At 59.9% G+C, this 21,501-nt stretch carries 24 protein-coding genes; 17 read left to right on the forward strand and 7 right to left on the reverse strand.

The features are described 5' to 3' along the window. The first annotated feature begins 96 nt into the window (after positions 1-96). The 11 genes from ACOYQJ_RS22160 to ACOYQJ_RS22210 all read left to right on the forward strand — a co-directional run bounded on the left by ACOYQJ_RS22160 (position 97) and on the right by ACOYQJ_RS22210 (position 11,045). Positions 97-1,071: a hypothetical protein gene (locus ACOYQJ_RS22160; protein ID WP_500797227.1), complete on the forward strand. Its 975-nt coding sequence runs from the start codon at positions 97-99 to the stop codon at positions 1,069-1,071. Positions 1,072-1,197: 126 nt separating this feature from the next. Continuing rightward, the gene (locus ACOYQJ_RS22165; protein WP_422908145.1) at positions 1,198-1,578 is read left to right on the forward strand and encodes a DUF3768 domain-containing protein; all 381 of its coding nucleotides are present in this window, start codon (positions 1,198-1,200) and stop codon (positions 1,576-1,578) included. 115 nt (positions 1,579-1,693) lie between these two features. Beyond that, positions 1,694-1,990, forward strand: a complete 297-nt coding sequence (locus tag ACOYQJ_RS22170; RefSeq protein WP_422908146.1) for a hypothetical protein — start codon at positions 1,694-1,696, stop codon at positions 1,988-1,990. A 73-nt stretch (positions 1,991-2,063) separates the two neighbouring features. Then, the gene (locus ACOYQJ_RS22175) at positions 2,064-2,447 is read left to right on the forward strand and encodes a DUF6878 family protein (protein WP_422908147.1); all 384 of its coding nucleotides are present in this window, start codon (positions 2,064-2,066) and stop codon (positions 2,445-2,447) included. A gap of 1 nt (position 2,448) precedes the next feature. Then, a complete protein-coding gene (locus tag ACOYQJ_RS22180) occupies positions 2,449-2,925 on the forward strand; it encodes a DUF6915 family protein (protein WP_422908148.1) in 477 nt (158 codons plus the stop codon). 105 nt (positions 2,926-3,030) lie between these two features. Beyond that, the gene (locus tag ACOYQJ_RS22185) at positions 3,031-3,675 is read left to right on the forward strand and encodes a hypothetical protein (RefSeq protein ID WP_422908149.1); all 645 of its coding nucleotides are present in this window, start codon (positions 3,031-3,033) and stop codon (positions 3,673-3,675) included. A gap of 50 nt (positions 3,676-3,725) precedes the next feature. After that, positions 3,726-3,977, forward strand: coding sequence for a type II toxin-antitoxin system ParD family antitoxin (locus tag ACOYQJ_RS22190; protein WP_093037612.1), 252 nt, complete (start codon positions 3,726-3,728; stop codon positions 3,975-3,977). After that, positions 3,970-4,269, forward strand: coding sequence for a type II toxin-antitoxin system RelE/ParE family toxin (locus ACOYQJ_RS22195; protein ID WP_197922758.1), 300 nt, complete (start codon positions 3,970-3,972; stop codon positions 4,267-4,269). The genes ACOYQJ_RS22190 and ACOYQJ_RS22195 overlap by 8 nt, the downstream gene beginning before the upstream one ends. 126 nt (positions 4,270-4,395) lie before the next feature. After that, a complete protein-coding gene (locus ACOYQJ_RS22200) occupies positions 4,396-8,793 on the forward strand; it encodes a strawberry notch-like NTP hydrolase domain-containing protein (RefSeq protein ID WP_422908150.1) in 4,398 nt (1,465 codons plus the stop codon). Then, entirely contained in the window at positions 8,790-9,836 is a 1,047-nt protein-coding gene (locus ACOYQJ_RS22205) for a DUF7146 domain-containing protein (protein ID WP_422908151.1), read from the forward strand. The genes ACOYQJ_RS22200 and ACOYQJ_RS22205 overlap by 4 nt, the downstream gene beginning before the upstream one ends. A 297-nt stretch (positions 9,837-10,133) precedes the next feature. Beyond that, positions 10,134-11,045 (forward strand): DUF2493 domain-containing protein, encoded by a 912-nt coding sequence (locus ACOYQJ_RS22210; protein WP_422908152.1) that lies wholly within the window; start codon positions 10,134-10,136, stop codon positions 11,043-11,045. Between the two features lie 189 nt (positions 11,046-11,234). Here ACOYQJ_RS22210 and ACOYQJ_RS22215 read toward each other — a convergent pair whose 3' ends face one another. The 5 genes from ACOYQJ_RS22215 to ACOYQJ_RS22235 form a co-directional block, all read right to left on the reverse strand. After that, positions 11,235-12,608, reverse strand: a complete 1,374-nt coding sequence (locus tag ACOYQJ_RS22215) for a TRAP transporter large permease (protein ID WP_321174746.1) — start codon at positions 12,606-12,608, stop codon at positions 11,235-11,237. Further along, positions 12,598-13,119, reverse strand: coding sequence for a TRAP transporter small permease subunit (locus ACOYQJ_RS22220; RefSeq protein ID WP_321174747.1), 522 nt, complete (start codon positions 13,117-13,119; stop codon positions 12,598-12,600). Before ACOYQJ_RS22220 ends, ACOYQJ_RS22215 begins: the two co-directional genes overlap by 11 nt. Positions 13,120-13,366: 247 nt before the next feature. After that, positions 13,367-13,834 (reverse strand): DUF411 domain-containing protein, encoded by a 468-nt coding sequence (locus ACOYQJ_RS22225; RefSeq protein WP_112313392.1) that lies wholly within the window; start codon positions 13,832-13,834, stop codon positions 13,367-13,369. 102 nt (positions 13,835-13,936) lie between these two features. After that, on the reverse strand, positions 13,937-14,446 hold the full coding sequence (gene lspA / locus ACOYQJ_RS22230; protein ID WP_219581306.1) for a signal peptidase II: 510 nt from the start codon (positions 14,444-14,446) through the stop codon (positions 13,937-13,939). After that, on the reverse strand, positions 14,443-15,297 hold the full coding sequence (locus ACOYQJ_RS22235) for a cation efflux transmembrane domain-containing protein (protein WP_028284971.1): 855 nt from the start codon (positions 15,295-15,297) through the stop codon (positions 14,443-14,445). Before ACOYQJ_RS22235 ends, lspA begins: the two co-directional genes overlap by 4 nt. Before the next feature lie 56 nt (positions 15,298-15,353). Here ACOYQJ_RS22235 and ACOYQJ_RS22240 point away from each other — a divergent pair, with 56 nt between their 5' ends. From ACOYQJ_RS22240 to ACOYQJ_RS22250, 3 genes are all read left to right on the forward strand, one after another. Further along, positions 15,354-15,698 (forward strand): ArsR/SmtB family transcription factor, encoded by a 345-nt coding sequence (locus ACOYQJ_RS22240; RefSeq protein ID WP_046212131.1) that lies wholly within the window; start codon positions 15,354-15,356, stop codon positions 15,696-15,698. 51 nt (positions 15,699-15,749) lie between these two features. Next, positions 15,750-16,217, forward strand: coding sequence for a DUF411 domain-containing protein (locus ACOYQJ_RS22245; protein ID WP_422908160.1), 468 nt, complete (start codon positions 15,750-15,752; stop codon positions 16,215-16,217). A gap of 246 nt (positions 16,218-16,463) precedes the next feature. Beyond that, entirely contained in the window at positions 16,464-16,802 is a 339-nt protein-coding gene (locus ACOYQJ_RS22250) for a c-type cytochrome (protein ID WP_231036370.1), read from the forward strand. Here the strand turns inward: ACOYQJ_RS22250 and ACOYQJ_RS22255 are convergent. Further along, the gene (locus tag ACOYQJ_RS22255; RefSeq protein ID WP_162797850.1) at positions 16,706-16,912 is read right to left on the reverse strand and encodes a hypothetical protein; all 207 of its coding nucleotides are present in this window, start codon (positions 16,910-16,912) and stop codon (positions 16,706-16,708) included. The genes ACOYQJ_RS22250 and ACOYQJ_RS22255 overlap by 97 nt on opposite strands. Before the next feature lie 510 nt (positions 16,913-17,422). Between ACOYQJ_RS22255 and ACOYQJ_RS22260 the strand changes: the two genes are divergently transcribed. Then, on the forward strand, positions 17,423-17,761 hold the full coding sequence (locus tag ACOYQJ_RS22260) for a DUF736 domain-containing protein (RefSeq protein ID WP_017470241.1): 339 nt from the start codon (positions 17,423-17,425) through the stop codon (positions 17,759-17,761). A 173-nt stretch (positions 17,762-17,934) separates the two neighbouring features. Here the strand turns inward: ACOYQJ_RS22260 and ACOYQJ_RS22265 are convergent. Then, positions 17,935-18,692, reverse strand: a protein-coding gene (locus tag ACOYQJ_RS22265) for an IS5 family transposase (protein ID WP_422908153.1) whose coding sequence is annotated in 2 segments (ribosomal slippage) — positions 17,935-18,368 and positions 18,368-18,692 — 759 coding nt in all. Because the reading frame shifts where the segments join, the coding sequence is not laid out codon by codon here. A gap of 397 nt (positions 18,693-19,089) precedes the next feature. Here ACOYQJ_RS22265 and repA point away from each other — a divergent pair. Together repA and repB are read left to right on the forward strand one after the other, a co-directional pair. Beyond that, on the forward strand, positions 19,090-20,301 hold the full coding sequence (repA, locus tag ACOYQJ_RS22270; RefSeq protein WP_327566017.1) for a plasmid partitioning protein RepA: 1,212 nt from the start codon (positions 19,090-19,092) through the stop codon (positions 20,299-20,301). A 103-nt stretch (positions 20,302-20,404) separates the two neighbouring features. Further along, the gene (repB, locus tag ACOYQJ_RS22275; protein ID WP_327566018.1) at positions 20,405-21,400 is read left to right on the forward strand and encodes a plasmid partitioning protein RepB; all 996 of its coding nucleotides are present in this window, start codon (positions 20,405-20,407) and stop codon (positions 21,398-21,400) included. Positions 21,401-21,501: the final 101 nt, after the last annotated feature.

Below are 21,501 nucleotides of genomic sequence, written 5' to 3' on the forward strand. Positions count from 1 at the left end.
GTGAAGCGCTAAGGTGAAATTCCAGCGCTTCAGTTTCAGCTTACTGCTTCAATTGAAATCGGGAACTAAACGCGACAACGGTTCGAGAAAGGCCTGGTGCGGCCCGAGGATATTCCCACCGCACCCGAGCCGGACGAGGCGCATGCTGATGCGAGTGATGCCCACTCCCCTTCCCGGCCGCATGTGACGCTGCCGACCTCTTCAACTCCCGTGCCGACCTCCGACCCGGCCGCGACCTTTCGCAAGGCAGATGGGATTTCGGCGAGCCTGGCGGATGATCTGCGCGCCACGCGCCAGCACATCCTGCGGGCGCATCTGGCGGCGGATTTCGACGTGGCGTTTGACGCGATGCTCTATGCGCTCTGCGAGCAGGCTTTGGGGCGGTCCTACAACAACGAAGCGCTCGACATCTCGATCCGGCCCTTCCAGGCGCAAAACCGCGAGGTGCTGCACGCGGATACTGTCGCCCAAAAGATGCTCGAGGCGCTGGAACAGGACCTCGCCACCGACTGGATGACCCTGGAGAAACCTGAGGACTTCCGGGCGATGTCGGCGCTGCCCATCGCGGACAAGCAGGCGCTTTTTGCCTTGGCGACGGGTCTGGCAGTCAAGCCGCAGCTCTCCTCCGACAATCGCCCCTCCCCCATCATCGAGGAGATTGGCGCGCGGCTCGATGTCGATGTGGCAGCCTGCTGGCGCCCGACCGCGCAAAACTACTGGGGCCGGGTCAACAAGGGCCATGCAGTGACCACGGCACGCAAGCTGATCGGCGACGACTACGCCGAGGATCGCAATCGCGAGCGCAAAGGCGATATCGCGGCCGCGATGGAGCGGGCTTTCGCGGAAACGGCCGGCGAGACGGAAGGGTTCGACACGGCGACGGTTGCGAAGACGACGCGCTGGCTGCCCGACGGGATGGTGTTTTCCGGTGCCACAGACGCCGGTGCCGACATGGCTGGCGATGTGCCGGAGGCCAAGGAGGGGGATGTGTCCGCCGAAGATTCCCTGACTGACACTGAGAGCAATGAACCGTCGTCCCTGCCCGCCTTCCTCAGCGAGGATGCGGCCTGACGAGCCGAGCACCAACCTGAACCTGACCTGAACCTTGGGCCGTCCTCACATCGAGTGCGGCCCCTTCCGACTGACGGGTTGCCTACAGCCGATATCGGATCGGCTGGCCCGTCCCGGAGAGTTCACATGACCGCCACACTCGACCTTGACCCTGTGCGGGAAGCCGCATTGATCGCTGCGCAAAATGATGCGTTTCGCCGTTCCATCCTCGGAAATACCCCTGTTGCCGATGCGCCGCAGGGACAGTTCGTGATGACGCGGGGCGTCGCGGCGCTTGGGCCCGATGCCCGGCTGGAACTCACACGCCGCGTTGCGGCCTTCGGCGCCTTCAATGCTGATAGCGACCCCTATGGCTGGCACGAGATGGGCGTCATCGAACTTGATGGCACGACGGTCTGGTTCAAACTCGACCTGTACGATGTCGACTACCAATACGGCTCCCCCGAGCCGTCCGATCCAACGCAGACACGCAGGGTCCTGACCCTGCTTCTTCCGTCGGAATATTGACGACCTTTCTTCCCAACACCGCCCCGGACCGCCCTTGCACCAAGGGCGGTCCTTTCGTGCTGGCGGATTCCAAGGGGCGCGATACCCGCGCCCCGCCCGCCGCAGGAGACCAGAGATGGCCAAGACACTCGACTACCAGATCACCCTCTACCCGGCGCATCGTGATGGCGCTTTCGTCGTCACCGAGTTCAAGATGATGGCGAGTTACCCTGAAAAGCGCATCCAGGCCGCGGGCATGGTCGACCTGATCGACCAGGTGACGCAGTTCGCGATGGAGCATGGCGAGAGCTGCAGCGCCTCGGTGCGCTGTCTCGCCCCGCGCAAACCCCCGGGGTTCAAGCGCGTGACCGAGAACCTCTATTTCAACCTCGTTGATCGGACGAACGAGAAACGCGGCGACGCTGCGGCCTGAAGCCCCCGCAGGAAACCTCCAGGGCGGCCTCGTACAACGGTCGCCCTCCCCTCAATTTCAAAGGACTGAAGACGTGACACAAGTGAATAATTTCTACGTGCAGATGCTCGAATCTCAGAGACGTGCTGCCGAACAGCGGGTCGAGAACCGTGCTGCCCTTCTCTCCGAGCTGCGCGGCCTCTGTGTGACGAACGTTGAGGTGCAATACGAAGGTTACGGCGATTCCGGCAATGTCGAGGATGTCGTCGTGACGCCTGACACGATCACTCTGACAGAAGAGCTGCGCCGCCGGGTCGAAGACTTCGGTTGGGACTTTGCCTATGCGCTGAGCCCCGGCTTCGAGAACAACGAAGGCGGTTATGGCGAACTCACTTGGGCACTCGCGACTGACAAAATCGATGTCAGCCACTCGAACCGCTATATCGAAACCAACACCACCGAACACGAGGGGCTTTGATATGGCTCATCCCCTCCATCACGCCGAAAGCTCAGCCCGAAAGTTCGGCGGTGTGCCAGATGACTATCAGTTCGTGCATGACTGGTTTGATTCATCCAAAGAGCACCTAGGTCTCTTTGTTCACAGAGCCCAAAAACATCATACCGTTGGGATCTATGATGCTGAACGCCACTTCGGTCGCAGCCTGACCAACAGCGCGGGCCGGGTCGTCCCGATCCGCTGGATCGGTGAACAGCATGTGCGCGAGGATTGCCAGGGACGCATCCCGTCGCTGGCAGACTGGCTCGGGCGCATTCAGCCAGAGCCGTGGATGGCCAATGGCCGGATCGACGACGATCCGACGCAGATCGTCGGCGATCCGCGTGCGGCCTGGGTCGAGGCTGTGGCCAATCACCATACCATTCTCGGTTTCGAAGACTGGCTTCTTAAGGTCTCTGTCGAGCACGTCCAGCATCGTCAGAACCACGCCGCCGCCTGATGCGCCAGGCGGCAAACTCACCAACTATCTGACCTTGTCCCAATCGACCCGCCCGAGCCGCAACAGGTTTGGCGGGTCGATTGCGTTTCAAGAAAGGACATCGACATGCATGACCCCGTCTATGAAGAGGCCCACCGCGGCCACAACATCAAGATCTACCACGACCCCGATGCTGAAAGCCCACGGGAGTGGTGCAACCTCGGCACGCTGATCTGTTGGCATCGGCGCTATCGGCTGGGTGACAGCCACCGGTTCGACAGCCCCGAAGCGTTCCTGCGCGATCTCGCCGATGTCTCAGATCAGAGCGACCTTTCGATGGCGCAGTTGCGCGAGCGGGCGGACCGCAAGGCAGTCCTTCTGCCCGTGTTTCTCTACGATCATTCAGGCCTTGCCATGAACACCATCGGCTTCCATTGTCCGTGGGATTCCGGTCAGGTCGGCTATGTCTATGTGACGCTTGAGGCAGTCCGGGACGAGTTCGAAGTGAAGCGCGTCACCAAGACGCTACGCGAAAAGGCAGCCGACATCCTGCGCGGCGAAATCGTCAGTTACGACGCCTATCTCGGCGGCCGGGTCTATGGCTATGTCATTGAGCAGGACGGCGAGGAGATCGACGCCTGTTGGGGGTTCGTCGGCGACTATGAGCTGGACTGCCTGTCCGAGGCGCGGGCGGTTGTAGATCCTCTGATTTTGCGAGAGGTACAAAGACCCGCCGCTGCGGAACAGGGCGCAAGCCCACCCCCGAGTTGAAACGCCCGAAATACTCATATATCTTATTCATGCGTATTACGGAGGTGAGCATGGCAAGCACAAGCGTCACACTTGGCCCCCATTGGGACGAATTCATCGCCCTGATGCTTAAAGAGGGGCGTTACGGGTCAACCAGCGAGTTGATCCGCGCCTCTCTGCGCCTGATGGAGGAGCAGGAAGGTCAGCGGGCGCGGCTTCGCGTTGCGCTGATGGAGGGCAAACAATCCGGTGACGCCGGTCCGCTTGACATGGATGAGATCAAGCGCGAGGCGCGGAGCCGTTCCGGCGCTCCTGATGCGTAGGATTCATCACTCCCAGGCGGCAAAATCCGACCTCGTCGATATCTGGGTCGAGACACATGGGCAGTGGGGCGAGGCGCAGGCGGACCGCTATCTCGATGATATCGATCGCGCCCTCAAGGGTCTCATCGCCAACCCGCAAATGGGGTCTGACTGTTCCGATCTCTTGCAGGGTGCGCGTAAACTAATCACGGGCCGGCACCTCGTGTTCTACGAGGTGGACCCGGACAGGATATTCGTGATCCGGGTGCTGCATCAATCCATGGACGTGCCGCGCCATCTGCGGCCGACCTGACACAGGGCAATTGCGTACCGGGGCTTTGCCATGAAAGAGCGAAAGACAGGGCGGGAGGGGTGACCCCTCCCGGGTGAGAGAGTGCACGCGGGGCTCGGGACCAACCCTAAACCCCGGAGATTGCCGATGAACGCTCACCCCCATTCCGTCCCTCTTGCGCCCGAGGCCGGGGCCCCTGCCCGCCCGGAAGCCTCGCGCTTCGCCCAAAACCTGATCCAGGCTGCAAGAACCCTCGTCCCCTTGTTAGAGGCAGGCAGGTCCATCGACGCCGCTGCCCTGCGCGCCGCGATGGAGGATGCTTTCGGCGCAAGCGACACGAGTGGTGCCTGGGTCTGGAAGGACGCCTATGAGGCCGCCGAGGCGGCCCAGATCCTGATGCTCGCACGCTACGGCGCGCTGATGCAGCGGCAGGCACCCTCGCCGCAAGCCTTTCTCACCATGATCGAACGGCTGGCTTGTCTGGCCCCGTCGCACACGCGGCGCTCCGAAGACAGTGTCCGGCTGCAACAATTCTCGACCCCTCTTCCCCTGGCGGCCATCGTCTCGCATGCGGCGGGGTTTCGGGACGACGACCTGATGCTCGAGCCGTCGGCGGGCACCGGCATGCTGGCGATCTTCGCCCGGATCGCAGGCGCTCGCCTGGCGCTGAACGAGCTCGCGGAGACGCGCCGCGCGTTGCTGGAGCAGCTATTCTCCGACGCTGCAGTCTCGGAACACGATGCCGCCTCGATCGACGACCGTTTGGATCGGTCAATCACGCCCTTGGTTATTGTGATGAACCCGCCGTTTTCTGCGGCCAACCATGTCGAGGGCAAGTTCCGGCAGGCCACCAGCCAGCATGTTCTCTCCGCCCTGGCGCGTCTCGTGCCCGGCGGGCGTCTCGTCGTCATCACTGGCGAGAGTTTTCGCCCCTCCACGAAGAGTTTCCAGTCGACGTTTCAGCGGATCGGGCAGAGCGCTGACGTTGTGTTTTCCGCAGCCATCGACGGCAAGGTCTTCGCTCGGCATGGCACAACGATCGACACTAGGCTGACGGTGATCGACAAGCGCGTGGCTGGTGCTGAAGAGACCGCACCGGCTGATATTGACGCCGCCTATCATCCGATCTGCGCGACCACGAGTGATCTTCTCTCCGCAGTGCTCACCCATTGTCCCGCGCGCCGCAACCCCCTGCCCTGCCCCACTGGCGCGGCTCTTTCGGTGCCACCTCGCCCGACCCGCACCAACCTGCATGCCCTGCGCAACGCCGCGCGCCAGGAAACCCGCGCCCTCGCCGAAGAACGCGCGAGGCATCCCTTCGATGACGTCGAAACCGCCCCGCTCGACTACCTGCCGAAAGCCTGGAGCGAGCCTGACGGTGCTTTGCAGGACACGGTCTACGAGGCCTATGACCTTCAGGCGATCCGGATCGATGGTGCGGTGGAGCATCCGACTGCTCTCGTGCAGTCCGCCGCCATGGCCTCGGTTCCGCCACCCATCCCGACCTACCGCCCCGTCCTGCCGAAGTTCCTCATCGCCGACGGCCTACTTTCCGCGCCGCAGCTCGAAAGCGTCATCTATGCGGGCAATGCGCACGAGACGCATCTCAAGGGCTGGTTTAAGCGCGGCGAGATCGAGGGCCAGTTGATGGCCGCGACTGAGGGCGACAACGGTGCCTTCCGTCTGCGCAAGGGCTGGTTCCTGGGTGATGGCACCGGCTGCGGCAAGGGGCGGCAGGTCGCGGGTATCATCCTCGACAACTGGCTGCAGGGACGCCGACGGGCGGTCTGGGTCTCCAAGAGCGACAAGCTCATCGAAGATGCGCGGCGCGACTGGATGGCGCTCGGTGGGCGCGAAAGCGATATCGTGCCGCTCTCGAAATTCCGTCAGGGCAGCGACATTCGTCTGCCCGAGGGTATCCTCTTCGTCACCTACGCTACTCTGCGCTCAGCCGAGCGTGAGGGTAAAGCCTCCCGCCTCGATCAGGTGACGTCTTGGCTCGGCGAGGGGTTCGACGGGGCCATCGCTTTCGACGAAAGCCACGCCATGGCGAATGCCGCCGGCGAAAAGTCCGACCGCGGCGACAGAAAGGCGTCCCAGCAGGGTCTCGCTGGCCTCGCGCTGCAAAACGCCGTGCCCGATGCGCGGGTGCTCTACGTCTCAGCGACCGGTGCCACGGTCGTCGGCAATCTCGCTTATGCCTCCCGTCTCGGGCTCTGGGGCACCGGGGATTTCCCCTTCGTGACGCGGGCCGAATTCGTCGCCGCGATGGAAGCCGGGGGTATTGCCGCCATAGAAATGATCTCGCGCGATCTGAAGGCGCTCGGGCTTTATCTGGCACGCTCGCTCTCCTATGCCGGGGTCGAATACGAGATGCTGGTGCATGAGCTGACGCCTGCGCAGGTCGCGATCTATGACAGCTACGCTGATGCGTATCAGATCATCCATACCAACCTTGAGGCAGCGCTGCAGGCGTCCGGTATTTCCTCCGAGACCGGCACCTTGAACGCCCAGGCGAAATCCGCTGCGCGCTCGGCCTTCGAGAGCAACAAGCAGCGTTTCTTCAATCATCTCATCACCGCCATGAAATGCCCTTCGCTCATCCATGCGATCGAAGCGGACCTGGCGGCGGGGCATTCGGCCGTGATTCAGGTGGTCTCGACCAGCGAGGCGGTGATGGAACGGCGCCTCGAAGAGATCCCGCCCTCGGAGTGGGACGACCTGCAGGTCGATTTTACGCCGCGCGAGAACATCATGGACTACCTGATGCATTCCTTCCCAACGCAGCTCTTTGAGCCTTACACCGACGAGAACGGCGATCTGCGCTCCCGCCCTGCCCTCGATGGCGATGGCAACCCGATCATCTGCCGCGAGGCGGAGCGGCGGCGAGACGATCTTGTCGAGCATCTTGGCGCGCTTGCACCGGTGCAGGGCGCGCTCGATCAGATCCTTTGGCATTTCGGCGGGAATGCCGTGGCCGAGGTCACGGGGCGCAAACGGCGCATCGTGAAGACGCAGCAAGGGCGGCTCAAGGTGGAAAACCGCCCCGCCTCCTCCAACCTTGGTGAGACACAGGCCTTCATGGATGACGCCAAGCGCATCCTGATCTTTTCGGATGCCGGTGGTACGGGGCGCAGCTACCACGCCGATCTGGGGGCCAAGAACCAGCGCCTCCGGGTGCATTACCTCCTTGAGCCCGGCTGGAAGGCCGACAATGCGATCCAGGGACTGGGGCGCACCAATCGGACCAATCAGGCGCAACCTCCGCTCTTTCGACCCGTCGCAACAGACGTGAAGGGTGAGAAGAGGTTTCTCTCCACCATCGCCCGCCGCCTCGACACGCTCGGGGCGATCACCAAGGGGCAACGCGAGACCGGCGGGCAGAACATGTTCCGCTCCGAGGACAATCTTGAGAGCCCCTACGCACGCGCGGCGCTGCGACAGTTCTTCTACAAGCTGCGGGCGGGCAAGATCGACGCCTGCTCATATGCCAGGTTCCAGGAGATGACCGGGCTGACACTCGATGAGGCGGATGGCACGATGAAAGAAAACCTGCCGCCGATCCAGCAGTTCCTGAACCGCTGTCTGGCACTGCGGATCGACATGCAGGACGCGATCTTCGAGGCTTTCGGCGGGTTCCTTTCGGCCATCATCGAGGACGCACGGCAGGCTGGCACGCTGGACGTCGGGCTAGAGACCCTGCGCGCCGAAAAATTCGAGATCGTCGACCGCAAGGTGATCTTCGAACATGAGGCGACGGGGGCGACGGCCACCGCCCTGACCGTTGAGCGGACCGATCGAAACGATCCGCTCACCCTGTCCCGCGTAAAAGCCATCTGCGCTGATAACAAAGGCGCGACGCTCTATTGGAACAAGACCTCCAAACGCGCGGCCCTGATGGTGAAGGCGCCGGCCTTCATGGATGAGGATGGCGTACCGATCCTGCGGGTGAAGCTCTTGCGGCCCATGGCGACCGAGATCCTCGCCCTCACCGAATTCTCGAAATCGCACTGGGAAGAGATCGATGATATGGTGTTCGAACAGCTCTGGCAGGCCGAGGTCGCGGCGGTGCCGGAGTTCACCACATCGAAGATCACGCTGATCTGTGGCCTCCTTCTGCCGATCTGGGACCGGCTGCCCGCCGACAACATGCGCATCTACCGCCTGCAGACTGAGGATGGGGAACGCGCCATCGGCCGTCTGGTCAGCCAGGAGCAGCTTCTCAATGTCTACGCGCGGCTCGGTCTCGATTGTCAGATCGAGATGACACCGCAGGAGGTCTTCGCCGCGGTGATGGAAGCCAGGACGACCCTGAACCTCCTCGGCGGCTACCAGTTGCGCCGGTCGTTGGTCATGGGACAGCCGAGACTTGAGCTGATCGGCGCGTCGGGCGCGGCCCTGCCCCGTCTGAAAGCGATGGGTTGTTTTACCGAGGTGATCCAGTGGAAGACGCGGGTGTTCATTCCGGTGGATGGCACCGATGTGCTGGCGCGGGTGCTCGCCGAACATCCGGTTGGCGCCAGCGGCGCGGATGCTGCCGCATGAGCGCGCAACGCAGTATCGCAGACCTCTCGGCCGATCTGGCAGACCGGGCCGAGAGTTTCTGTCGCCAGTATTTGCCCGAGGGGCGCAAGCAGGGCAACTATTGGCAGGTCGGCGACACCTCGGGGATCAAAGGGCAAAGTCTCGCCATCCGGCTGCAAGCGCAGGGTGGGCGCAAGGCCGGGTCCTGGCAAGATTTCGCGACGGGTGAATATGGCGATCTCATCGACCTGCTGCAGGAACGGCTTGGGTCGGTCACGCTCAAGGAGACGCTGAGGGAGGCTCGATCCTTTCTCGGCGAGGCCCCCTGCCCTGCCGCACCTCGTGAAACCCAAAGGGCTGAGCGCCCTGATGCAGCCTCCGCCAAACGCATCGCGCGGGCGCGCAAACTCTTCGCCGCGGGCAAGCCGGTGCTTGGCACCTTGGCCGCCACCTATCTGCAAGGGCGCAGCATCACACGGCTTGGTCCGGCCCTGCGCTATCACCCGCGGGTCTTCTTGCGGCAAGGCGAGGACGACGACGATCCGCCGCGAAGGGCCCTTGCCCTGCTCGCAAAGATCACCGACAATCGAGGCCAGATCACCGGATGCGCAAGGGTCTATCTCGACCCGTCCACGGGCGGCTTGGCCGCGATCGAGAGCCCGAAACGGATCCTCGGGCAGCTGCATGGCCATGCCATCCGTTTCTGGTCTGGCTCGGTCTGCTCCGATCTTATCGTCGGCGAAGGGCTCGAGAACACCCTCTCGGTCGGCACGGCTCTTCCCGAGTTCGATCTCGCCTCCTGTCTCACCGCCACCCATTTCGGTCTCTTCATCCCGCCGCCGGGGATCAAGCGTATCTGGATCGCGCGGGACAACGACGAGGCTGGACGTAACGCTTCCATGAGATTGCGTAACCAACTGGAATCGCGAGGAATTGCCTGTGGTGATCTCGTGCCGGAAATGGGCGATTTTAACGACGATCTGCGGGCTTTCGGCAAGGATGCGCTGCGCCGGTCCCTATTAGGGGCCATGAATTTGCAAGGTCTGGAGATCGAGGACGGGTGAGCGTCGGCCTCCCGGTGATGTCCGACAGGGCAAAGGTTCCGCCGGTTCGATCTGATCCCGTTTGGATAAGGGGAGCGATGGACCGGCGGGTCGGGGCTGAGTGCCCCTCGCCCGGGCAGCAATGCGCCCCGCACCAGAAAATTCCCCTGCCCTTTCAGGCCATTCCTCGCGGAGACAATTTTCCGGCCCGGGTCACATTCTCCGCTGCGCTCCGATCCTGACGGATGCGGCCCGGTCGCCGCCGGTCCTGTTATCGCCCCATCCAAATCGGGTCAGATCAAACAGAGGAACCAGACAATGCCCCATCAGACAGACATCCAAGAGGAAACCGGCGTAACCTCCGCCATCCTCGACCACCTCGCACTTCACGGCGCAACAGCAGGACCGGGCGAAACCGATCATCGCCCCCTGCCCCAACCAGATGAGGTCGACCTCGCCATGACGATGCTTTTCGACACCACCATCGGTCTCCTCACCGGCAGCCAGCTGGAAGACAATCTCGAAGAGATGCTCTGGTCCCTCACCTCGATCTTCCATCGCCGACTGACCCATATCCAGAAGCTCCTCGACGACAACGAATTCGAGGTCCGGGAAAGCTTGGGCGTTCAGGACGGCTCCGAGGTCGCCTCGGTCGAGCTGGAGCGCCTCCAGATGATTGGGCTTAAACTCTGGGACCATCGCGACGCCTTCGAGCAGATGCGCGATTTGGCCGTGGACCACTTCTCGGCCGTCACCGGTTCACCCTGGTTGCCCCGCACCGGATCAAAGGTCTCCCATCGCGGTCTCACCTCCGCCGTGGTGGACAGCCGGGCCTATCTCTCGGCCAAGCGCCGCAAGGAGACTGAGGTACACTGCCCCGAAGGCACGCGGATCGCTTTCTCGGGCGGGGACTATCAGGCCTATGACCTGATCTGGTCCGTCCTCGATGCCACCCTTGCGAAATACCCCGACATGGTGCTGCTGCACGGCGGTACGCCCAAAGGCGCCGAGATGATCGCCGCCCGCTGGGCAGATACCCGGGGTGTCACCCAAGTGGTCTTCAAACCCGACTGGAAGAGCCACGGCAAGGCCGCCCCCTTCAAGCGCAACGACAAGATGCTCGAGACCATGCCCCAAGGGTTGATCGCCACCCCCGGTTCGGGCATCACCGAGAACATCGTCGACAAGGCCCGCAAGCTCGGAATCCGCATCAAGAGGATCGGGGCTTAGGCCCCGGTTCGTTCTTGGCTTGGTTCAAGGAAGCAGCCATTGGCCCTGTTTTCGCGAAAGGGCTGCTCTGCGGGACTAAGCACCATTTCGCTGCGGCTGCGCCAGTGGCCGCTTCAGCTCAATCCGAAAAAACGGTTAAACCTAGAGAACCCACAAGGGAATGCTTTCCCCCGCTGCAGGCTACATCACTCACCGCTGTATCAATTGCGGCGCATCGGCATCCCCAAGGGCCATTTCGGGCAGCCAAGTGATAAGCTGAGGAAACGAGATCAGCGCCGCGATCAATGCAATCTCAATGGCAACAAGGGGTACCGCTCCGCGATAGATATCAGACAGATTGATACCCTTCGGTGCGGCCATCTTGGCAAAGAACAGGGCATAACCGAAAGGGGGCGTCAGAAAAGACGTCTGCAACGCCAAGGCTATCAGGCCAGCGATCCAGATTTGTGCAAAGTAGGCAGAGCCGACGTGATCTGCGAAGTCGAGCTCTGAAATAATCGGCATCAGTACGGGTACAAAGACCAGCAGCACCTCGATCCAGTCAAAAACAAACCCAAGTATGATGATCACGCCAAGGAGCATGGCCAACAGTTCCCACCGGGTGAGATCGAAAGCGGATATCCAGTCGAAGATCACATTTGGTCCACCAACGAGGTGGAAACTGAGCGAAAACACCGATGCGCCAAGTACGATGAAGAAGACCATCGACGTCATCGTGCTTGTCTGCACCGTGACAGAGTTTAACGACGAGAAAGACAGACGCTTTCGCGCCAGAGCAACCAAAAGCGCGCCAAACACCCCTACTCCAGCCGCCTCTGTTAGTGTCGCAAAGCCCAGAATGATGCTGAGCGGAATGGATGCGATAACCGCGACAGACGCGAGTACAAACAAGAGGTCTGACACAAGATTGGTCTTGGGTGCGTCCAGCGGGATTTCGACCGTTTTTCTCAAGGTGACCGCAAAGTAGACCGCGAAGGCCATGACCATCAGAAGCACAGGTACGATGAGGGCCACATACATCAATCCGATGCGCAGATAGAACACGTTCGAGATGAAGAACAGCATCACGGCTGGCGGGAACACGACACCCAATGCTCCAGAAGCTGCGACAGCGCCTCCTGCGGTTCGCGGTGCGTAGCCCGACGCCATCATCGGGGCATAGGCCACCAACGCCACAGTTATGACGGAAGCACCGATCACCCCGGCGGCGGGCGCAAGAACGAGGCCGATCAGCAAAGTCGCAATGGCGTAGCGACCGGGAACGCCTGTCAGAAGACGCCCCAGCAAGCGAAACATGGTTTCGGCAACGCCGCTGGCATTCAGGATCAGGCCAAGAAAAATCAGCATTGGAACGCTGGTGAATTGGACTGATTCATTAGTCAGTACACCACGGGCCCGCAGGTAGATCAGCCCCAGATGCTGAAAATCAGTGATCCCCACCCAAACCGCAGCGACAAACCCCAAGAAGCCTGTCCCCGCGAGCACCAGCGCCACCGGAAAGCCACTGAAAACCCCAATCGCCATCACGACAAGCATGGCAACCGTGAGGACCTCATTCACCATTGTGCAGGCCGCTTGCTTGGTCCGGTGCGCCTTGCGCACGTCTCCCTGCCAGAAAGCCGATGTTGCGAAGGGCGACGATCATCCCCGCAAAAGCCAGCAAGATGGGGCCTATGACCCCCGCTATGCGTTGTGCCCACACTTGGGTCTCGGCGTATTTTGTGGTGCGCATCAGGCCGTCCCATCCGTAGTAGGTCAGGATGGCGGCGAGCGGCAGAAGGACAAAAAGGCCGCCAATCAGTTCGATCCAAGCAATGCGGCGGGCGGACCAATGTCTGCGAAGAACATCAACGCGCACGTGACCGTCGCGCAGATAGGTATACCCAAAGGTCAAGAAAATTAGGATGAACAGCAGTGACGTGGACAGGTCCGGCAAATAGCTCGACACGCCAAGTTGTAGCTTGCGATCCAGCATCTGAAGCGCGCCATAAGCAGCAATCGAAACAACTGTCAGCCACGCAGTCACGACGCCGATGCCGCGAATGCCAAGGTCAATCCAATCCAAAAATCTCAAGCCTAGTCCTTTCCCAAAATACTTTGCCTGTTAGCTGTTATCTGCCTTGATATTCCCCTTGCGGTGGCCTTTGTTCGGGCTTTTCCGGTGTGTCTTCCGTTGCGCGGAACCCACCCAGAATGTGGCTGTTCATGCCGCCGCCTTCAGATCGGAACGTGCATCACCGTTTTTGGATAAGTTCCATCAGAAGGACACAATCAAAACGGTCATTTCTCATAAAGCCTCTGGCCCAGAGTTCATTCGAGTTCTAAGCTGCGGAATAGCTCGTAAAGACCTCGCTGCTACCATCCCGGCGGATCAAGAACACATCATAAGCTTCACGCTGATCTTCTGGGCCCATTCCAGGCGACCCATAGGGCATGCCAGGAACAGCGAGACCGACAGCATCTGGCCGTTCAGCCAACAGGCGGCGGATGTCGGCGACCGGCACGTGCCCTTCGATCATGTAACCCTCAATCTCGCCCGTGTGGCACGATATCATTCTTTGCGGGATGCCGTTGTCCAGCTTGTGACGCATCATAAGAGTCCCAAAGCTCCGCTCCTCGGTGACGCGAAAGCCCTCCTGCCTAAGAATGGCGACCCAGGCGCGACAGCAGCCGCAATTAGGGTCTTTGAGAACGTGGATTGTTGGTGCAACTTGCGCAAATGCCGCAAGCGGCGCGGCGCTGGCAATGCCAGCGACGGCGGTCAAAATTTGGCGGCGCGTTATGTGCATCGCATTTCTCCTTTTGGATGGCATGTCTTGTGCGGGCCTTGGGTTGCGCAGTTGGGCGAACGTGCTGTCGAAGCCCTTTGCGGATGGTATGCCGGACATCGTTTATCTCCCCGTGATATTTCCCTCGCGTTGGTCTTGTACCTGATGTCCCGGCTTACCTTTCGTCGCGCGAAAGCTGTCCCAGAACAGCAATGCTGCCCCACAAAAGATCGCCACGTCAGCCAAGTTGAAGGACGGCCAGTGGTATGACCCGTAGTGGAAGTCGAGAAAGTCAGGGACGGCCTGATAGCGCAGACGGTCAAGGATATTGCCAAGCGCGCCTCCGATGATCAGACCGAGCGCCGCACCTGTCAGCCTGTCCGGAGCCTTCCACAGCCAGATCAGCAGCCATGCCACGACCACGGCAGCAAGTGCGACCAGACCCCACCAGGGTACGACCCCGCCGAGCATACCGAAGCTGACCCCATCGTTCAAAACCCGCACGAGGTTGAGAAAGGGCAGAACCTCGACCCCGTTCTCAAGCGCCGGGGAGTTCAGGGCAAGAGCCTTGGTGCCCTGATCAACACCAAACGCGGCGATGGCGCAAAGCCCACCGAGAACGCGGCTGTTCATGCCACCGCCTTCAGATCGGCCCGCGCGTCGCGGATGATCGCCCATGACGAGTGCAGGAACAGTCCGGCGATCCCGAAGGCTACGATGAGATCGGGCCATGCGCTGCCTAGCCAAACCACCAGCCCGGCGGCGATAACGACTGCGGCGTTGCCGATGGCGTCGTTGCGCGAGAACAGCCAGACAGCGCGCATGTTCGCGTCGCCCTTGCGGTACCGCAGCAACGGCAGCACGGAGATGACATTTATCACAAGAGCAATCAGGCCCAGAATCCCCATCAAAGTGGCGTCTGGGGTTGTCGGCTCGAATGCCCTTATGATGGTCGTGCCAAAGACTCCAAGACCAAGCAGGCCGAGGAAGATGCCCTGGATCAGAGCCGACCGCGCTCGCCAAGCGAGGCTCCAGCCGATGGCCAACAGGCCGAGGAAGGTGATTGCGCCGTCGCCGATGAAATCCAACGCGTCGGCCTTCACGGCCTGTGACCCGGCAATGAACCCGCCGATCATTTCAAGAACGCCATAACCAACATTCAGGATCACAACGATCCAGAGCGCGCGGCGATAGCCAGGGTCCTGATGGGCCGCACCTTGCTGAATATCTTCGTCGCTCTCGATGCGGTCAAACCCATACCCTGTTGTCTCGACGGCTTTTTCAATTTCCGGCAAGCGCGCTTCGGGAGCTGTCAAAGTCATTATGTGCGTTGCAGTAGACACTTTCACGGCGTCAGGCGCGATACCTGCAGATTGCGCCGCCCGCTCGATCTGGGCGGCATCCTTGGCGCAATCCATACCGGAAACGCGGTAACGGAAGGATGGGATATCTGCCGCCGAACCGGTGCTATCAGCGTTGGCCATGATCGCAGTTCTCCTGCTAAAGTGGATCAAAGGATAATATATCAGTGAGCAATGATATGACGCAGATCGTTGTGGACCGCAAGGTCGGTACCATTGAACAACGCGCAAAACTATTTCGCGGCTTTGCCGACCCAAGCCGCTTGTCTATTCTCGGCGCGCTGTGCGGGGAGCCGCTGGTTGTTCACGAACTCGTCGAGCGTACGGGACTATCACAACCAAACGTATCCAACCACTTGCGATGCTTGTTGGAGTGCGGGCTAGTTAACAGCGACCGAGATGGGCGCTTCATCCGCTACCGTATCAGTAGCGCACGTATCGCAACGCTGTTGAGCGATGTGGACGCACTTCTCGATGTGGTCGCAGGGGGCGTTGAGGCCTGCGACAACTATCGCGGGAGATAAGCAGCCACTAAGCGATGAAATAGACTAGGACAGAGCTAAAGGACGACTGATATTGATGTAACGCGCCGTCAAATTATTATAGCCGCTGTAGGTCTTACCAGCATTGCACCCTTCGCCGCGATTGCGCAGGGAGCTCCGTCGATCCACGTTCTTAAGGACCCGTATTGCAGCTGTTGCCGGGTTTGGGCTGATATTCTTCGGGCTGAAGGCTTCCGTGTGACCGAGGAGCGCAGCTTTGGAACACTTCTGGTCCGACACAAGTTGGACAATGGCATCCCCCAAGAGATGATATCGTGCCACACAGGCGAGATCGAAGGCTATATGATCGAGGGCCATGTGCCCGCAGCAGACATTCGTCGCCTTCTGGACGAACGCCGAGACGCAGTCGGTCTCGCCGTTCCCGGCATGCCCTATGGATCACACGGAATGGGGCCAGAAGATCAGCATGAAGCCTACGATGTATTTCTGATCCGGCGCGACGGTAACACCGAAGTGTTCACGAGTTACGAAGCAGCCTGACGGCAATTTCATTGATCGGAAACCATAAGGAGAAGACTATGAAGCAGCATAAATCACGCTATTTTGGTATGGTTGCGGTGTGTATGATCTCTGCTACTGTAGCCTTCGCACAGCAGCAGCGAGGCGATTGGGTGTGGTCACGGGCCAATGGGACCGAACCACATGTGGTCTGAACGCATGCCTGGCTGGGGACACGGCAACATGGGTCCGGGCCAGCAACAGCGCATGCAACGACATTGGACTTACATGAACGAGTGCGTGCCCGCAGCTTATCGGGGCGCTCGGAGCACTATTCGCGCGACGCCTGAAGTTATCGCGGAAGGCCAGACGCTATACACAGCGAACTGCGCAAGTTGTCATGGAGCCGAGGGTCTCGGGGATGGTGAGGCCGGTCGGTCTCTCGTGCCTTCTCCGGCTCTCCTTAGATGGTTTGTTCAGATGCCGATGTCGGGAGACGAGTATCTGCTCTGGGCAATTTCTGAGGGCGGTCAGCGCTTCGGAACAGAAATGCCAGCCTTCAGGGAAGCGCTGACTGAAGAAGAAATCTGGAAAATCATCGCATACATGCGTGCGGGGTTCCCGTGATACCGCGCACCGCGAACACTTTGTAGAGCTTTTGGCGGTGCTTCCAAAAATACACAATTTCGCCGATCACCACCAAAACTGACATTGGTGGAGCGCGCAGCATCGCTCACTCTGGGCTCACAGCTGCCGTTTGCCGCACGATCGTTAAGTGGCCGCTTCGGAACCGAGGGTCTTTGCCAGAGATATTCTCCTGACCGGTCCCCCCTGCCCTATGGCATCTTTTTGAGGACTACTAGCCTCACTTCTTCGGTCGTAAAGCCACAGACGCTACGCTGAGTTTGGATTTCTTGTTCCCGAGAGTGCGACCTGTCGGCTCCTCTAGGCTAGTACGTCGGCTTCACAGTTGATTGCCCGCTGCAGCGTCTCCCTCGGCTGTTCACTACCTTCCTTCTTGGCCAACACACTTCTCCCGATGTCTGAGTTGCATGACATGCTGGTCGCAGCTGTCGTCCCGTCCACAAAGGTTGTCGCCGATCTTTTTCCCTTGCCCCTGCGGGCCATTCCGCGCGGATCAAAAAGACCGGCGCCTGCCCCTCTCCGCTGCGCTTCGCCTTCGGTGTGGCCGGGCCTTGGCCAGCTGCAAGGGGACCATCATTGCAACGCAAACAAGGAGAAGAGCAATGACCACGAACTGCATCAAATTCACCAGCGCCGACATCGAAACCGCGAAGGGCGTCGGCTCCATCTCGACCCTGACCTTCGACCTCGACATCACGGTCGAACCCGTCGCGAGCACGAACCCGATGGCCCCCACGCACCGCGTCCTCGGCCGCTCCCCGCGTGGCAAGCTGGTCGAGTGCGGCGGCATCTGGAAGAAGCAGAACAAGGAGACCGGCGCCGACTACTACACGCTGACCATCCGCGATCACGGCTTCAACGCGAACCTCGGCAAGGCGGCGAACCAGGACGATCTGTCCCTGCAGGCCGTCATCCCCTGGGGGCCAAAGGACGCCGCGTGACGCAAAGAATCGGCTGGGGCAACCCAGCCGATTTCCGCTGCCTTCTAGGCCCCCGAAGCGACTTGGTTATATGTTGGTCTGCCGTGATTGAAGAGCGGAACGGCAGCAAATGATCATAGTCCGTTTGTAAGGCCCGGCCGATACTGTTCGTTTTGGCACCCTAGGGTCAGGATTCATAACCAATAGATGACGGTTGCGGCCAGAGCGATGGCTGAGAGGAAGACCCTGGGACAACGATCATAGCGTGTCGCCACACGCCGCCAGTCCTTGAGCCTGCCGAACATGATCTCGATGCGGTTGCGTCGTTTGTATCGGCGCTTGTCGTATTTGACCGGCGTCTTGCGTTGCTTTCTGCCAGGGATGCAGGCCCGTATCTCTTTGTCTTTTAACGCGTCCCTGAACCAGTCGGCGTCATAGCCACGATCCCCGAGCAACCAGTCGACCTTTGGCAGGCTGCTGAGCAGCGCCCGCGCGCCGATGTAGTCGCTGACTTGGCCGGCGGTGACGAACAGGTTGAGCGGCCGCCCTTGGCTATCGCAGATGGCATGCAGTTTGGTGTTCATGCCGCCCTTGGTCCGACCGATCAGGCGTCCACGCCCCCCTTTTTCGCGGCCATGCTGGTCGCGGTGCGGTGTGCCTTCAAATAGGTCGCGTCGATCATCACGGTCTTTTCCTCGCCGTGTTCGGCAGCCAGGCCGACCATCATCTGCGCGAAGATGCCTTTCTCGCTCCAACGCTTCCATCGGCTATACAGCGTCTTGTGCGGACCATATTCCCGCGGCGCATCCCGCCAGCGCAACCCATTGCGATTGATAAAGATAATCCCGCTCAACACGCGTCTGTCATCGACCCGTGGCTTGCCGTGCGACTTCGGGAAGAAAGGGGCAAGTTTGGCCATCTGCTCGTCGGTCAGCCAGTAAAGGTCGCTCATGTCACCGCTCCGTTTTTAGAGCCGTGAATCACGCAGCGCTTCGAAAATCAATGCATCCTGACCCTAGGTTTCGAGGCGCTGTCGGGCGTTTCGAGTCCTAGATCTGCATGTGTTTTGACAGCCGTGCAGTCGCATAAATTCAAAATAAAACAGATGGTTACAGAGGCATCGCCGCGAGACATGACCCAATATCTGCGTCGAAGATGTCGCTATTGTCCCTATATATTGAGCCGCGGTGTTCCGTGATCGCTACAGGTTGTCGCCGCATCTAAACCGCCTGGTGCATCGAGTGGGTTCGAACCTCTGGGTGAAAATCGTTGTTAAGACTCATTTTTCCGTGTAGATGACACTTTAAAGAGCGAAATCGCTGAAAAAGCGATATTTAGAGGGCAGGCGGATGCGAGATAGGTCATTCAAGGCTGATACGAAGGATCAACCCTTCGACGAGATCATCCTTCAGCAGGGAGAGTTGATTTCTGACCGTCTCAATATGTTGCGGCAGGAACAGTATCCTCCAGATGCCCAGAAAGGTCTACGTCAGTTTTCGCTGGCGGAGGTTGCCTACTATCTTGGCGTAACCCAGTCGACCATCAAGAAGCTTCACCTCGAGGGCAAAGGCCCCGAGCCTGAAACGTCGTCATCCGGAAGGCGTAGCTACTCTGCGGAGCAGATGCTCGAGCTGAGAGCTTATCTGGACAAACATGGTCGCCCCGGCAAGCGTCGATATGTGCCCTACCGACAGCCAGGCGAAGAGTTGCACGTTGTGTCTGTCGTGAACTTCAAAGGGGGCAGCGGAAAGACCACCACCGCAGCTCATCTCGCTCAGCATTTGGCGTTGAAGGGGCATCGCGTTCTTGCGATCGACTTGGATCCTCAAGCTTCGCTGACAGCTTTGCACGGTATTCAGCCTGAACTCGACAACGTGCCATCGCTTTATGAGACACTCCGGTATGATGACGAGCGCAAGCCCATCTCCGAAGTAATCCGACCGACGAACTTTCCAAATCTGGATATCGTTCCGGCAAGCCTCGAACTGCAAGAGTACGAATATGATACCCCGGTTGCGCTGACGAGCAACGACCCCCATGAGGGCCGAACCTTCTTCACTCGGATATCCAAAGCGCTCGGCGAGGTCGATGAGCGCTATGATGTGGTCGTAATCGACTGCCCCCCTCAGTTGGGCTACCTGACGCTCACCGCTCTGACGGCCTCATCTTCGGTGATTGTGACCGTCCATCCTCAGATGCTGGACGTCATGTCGATGAGCCAGTTTCTTCTGATGTTGGGCGGGATCATGAAGACGATCCGAGACGCTGGAGCAAACATGCGCCTGAAGTGGTTCCGTTACCTGGTAACGCGATTTGAACCGACGGACGGCCCCCAAAAGCAGATGGTCGGGTTCCTCCAGGCAATGTTTCCAAATCAGATGCTGTCGGCTCCGGTGTTGAAATCAACCGCGATATCCGACGCAGGGATCACGAAGCAGACGCTCTATGAAGTTGAGCGGTCGCAGTTCGTCCGGACCACCTATGATCGCGCTGTCACTTCTTTGAACGACGTGAACGACGAGATCGCAGAGCTGATCCACAAGGCTTGGGGGCGAGAATGACTGTGGTTTTGACAGCCGTGCAGAGCGCCAGTTTTGACAGCCGTGCAACTGTCGAAATGTTTGGCGCGCGTCGGTTGGATTCTGACGAAAAGGAGATGGCTTGATGGCTCGGAAAGACCTCCTGAAAAGCGTCATGAGCGGTTCCCCGGAGCAACCCAAGGATTCTGGCCGCTCTGGATACGCAATGCGCGGTGCTTCGAAGTCGATGAAAGTTTCAATCGACAGCCTCGCGGAGAACTCGAAGCGTCTCCTCGAAGGGGAAACGATTGTGGAGATCGATCCACAATTGATCGACGTGTCCTTTGTCTCGGATCGCCTCAGCGATGACGACCAGGCGTTCGATGAACTGAAGGCTTCGATCGCAGCCGGACGCCAGGACACACCAGTATTGCTTCGCCCGCACCCGAAATTAGACGGTCGCTATATGATTGTCTTCGGGCATCGCCGTGTGCGAGTTGCGTCGGCGCTCGACCGTAAGGTTCGCGCTGTCGTCAAACCAATGGACGATGTAGCGCACATTCTTGCTCAAGGGCAGGAAAATACGGCGCGCGCAGATCTCTCGTTCATCGAGAAGGCGCTGTTTGCGAAGAGTCTCTTGGATATGGGGCAGGCAAAGGATGTGATCCAGGCTGCGTTGACCATTGATGGGACACTGCTTTCGCGCATGCTGTCGGTGACTCAGAACGTTCCACGGGATGTTATCGAGCAGATTGGCCCAGCCAAGCAGATCGGGCGTGATCGCTGGGAGGATTTCAAAAAGCTGGCTTTGGAGCCCGCGAATGACAAGATCCTTAAAGAAGCCTTGGAGTTTGACGGGTTTCAGCATCTCGATAGTGATGCTCGCTTCGAGTTCTTGCACAGCAAACTGGGAGAAGCCGGCAGGGCGCCGAAGCGCCGGAAAGCACGCGCTGCGCCCAAGAAACGCACCTGGACCGCCGGCAAAGGCCGAATCAAAGGCGTCATCGGTCGGTCCGGTAAGGCGTTCAGTATTTCGCTAACGGCGCAAGATTCAACCGAGTTCGGGGACTTTCTCTCCGGTCGACTGGATCAGCTCTACAGCGAATTCCTCGCTACAAAAGAGGAGCAGTCGGAACAATGATCTAGGCAAAAGAAAAGCCCCCAAGCAGCGTGGCCTGAGAGCTAATCTGAAAAGTTTGGTCGCTTAGAAGATACCTCTCCCACGAATCACTGTCAACGACG

The organism is Pacificoceanicola algae (genome assembly GCF_049341065.1).
Taxonomy (GTDB): Bacteria; Pseudomonadota; Alphaproteobacteria; order Rhodobacterales; family Rhodobacteraceae; genus Pacificoceanicola.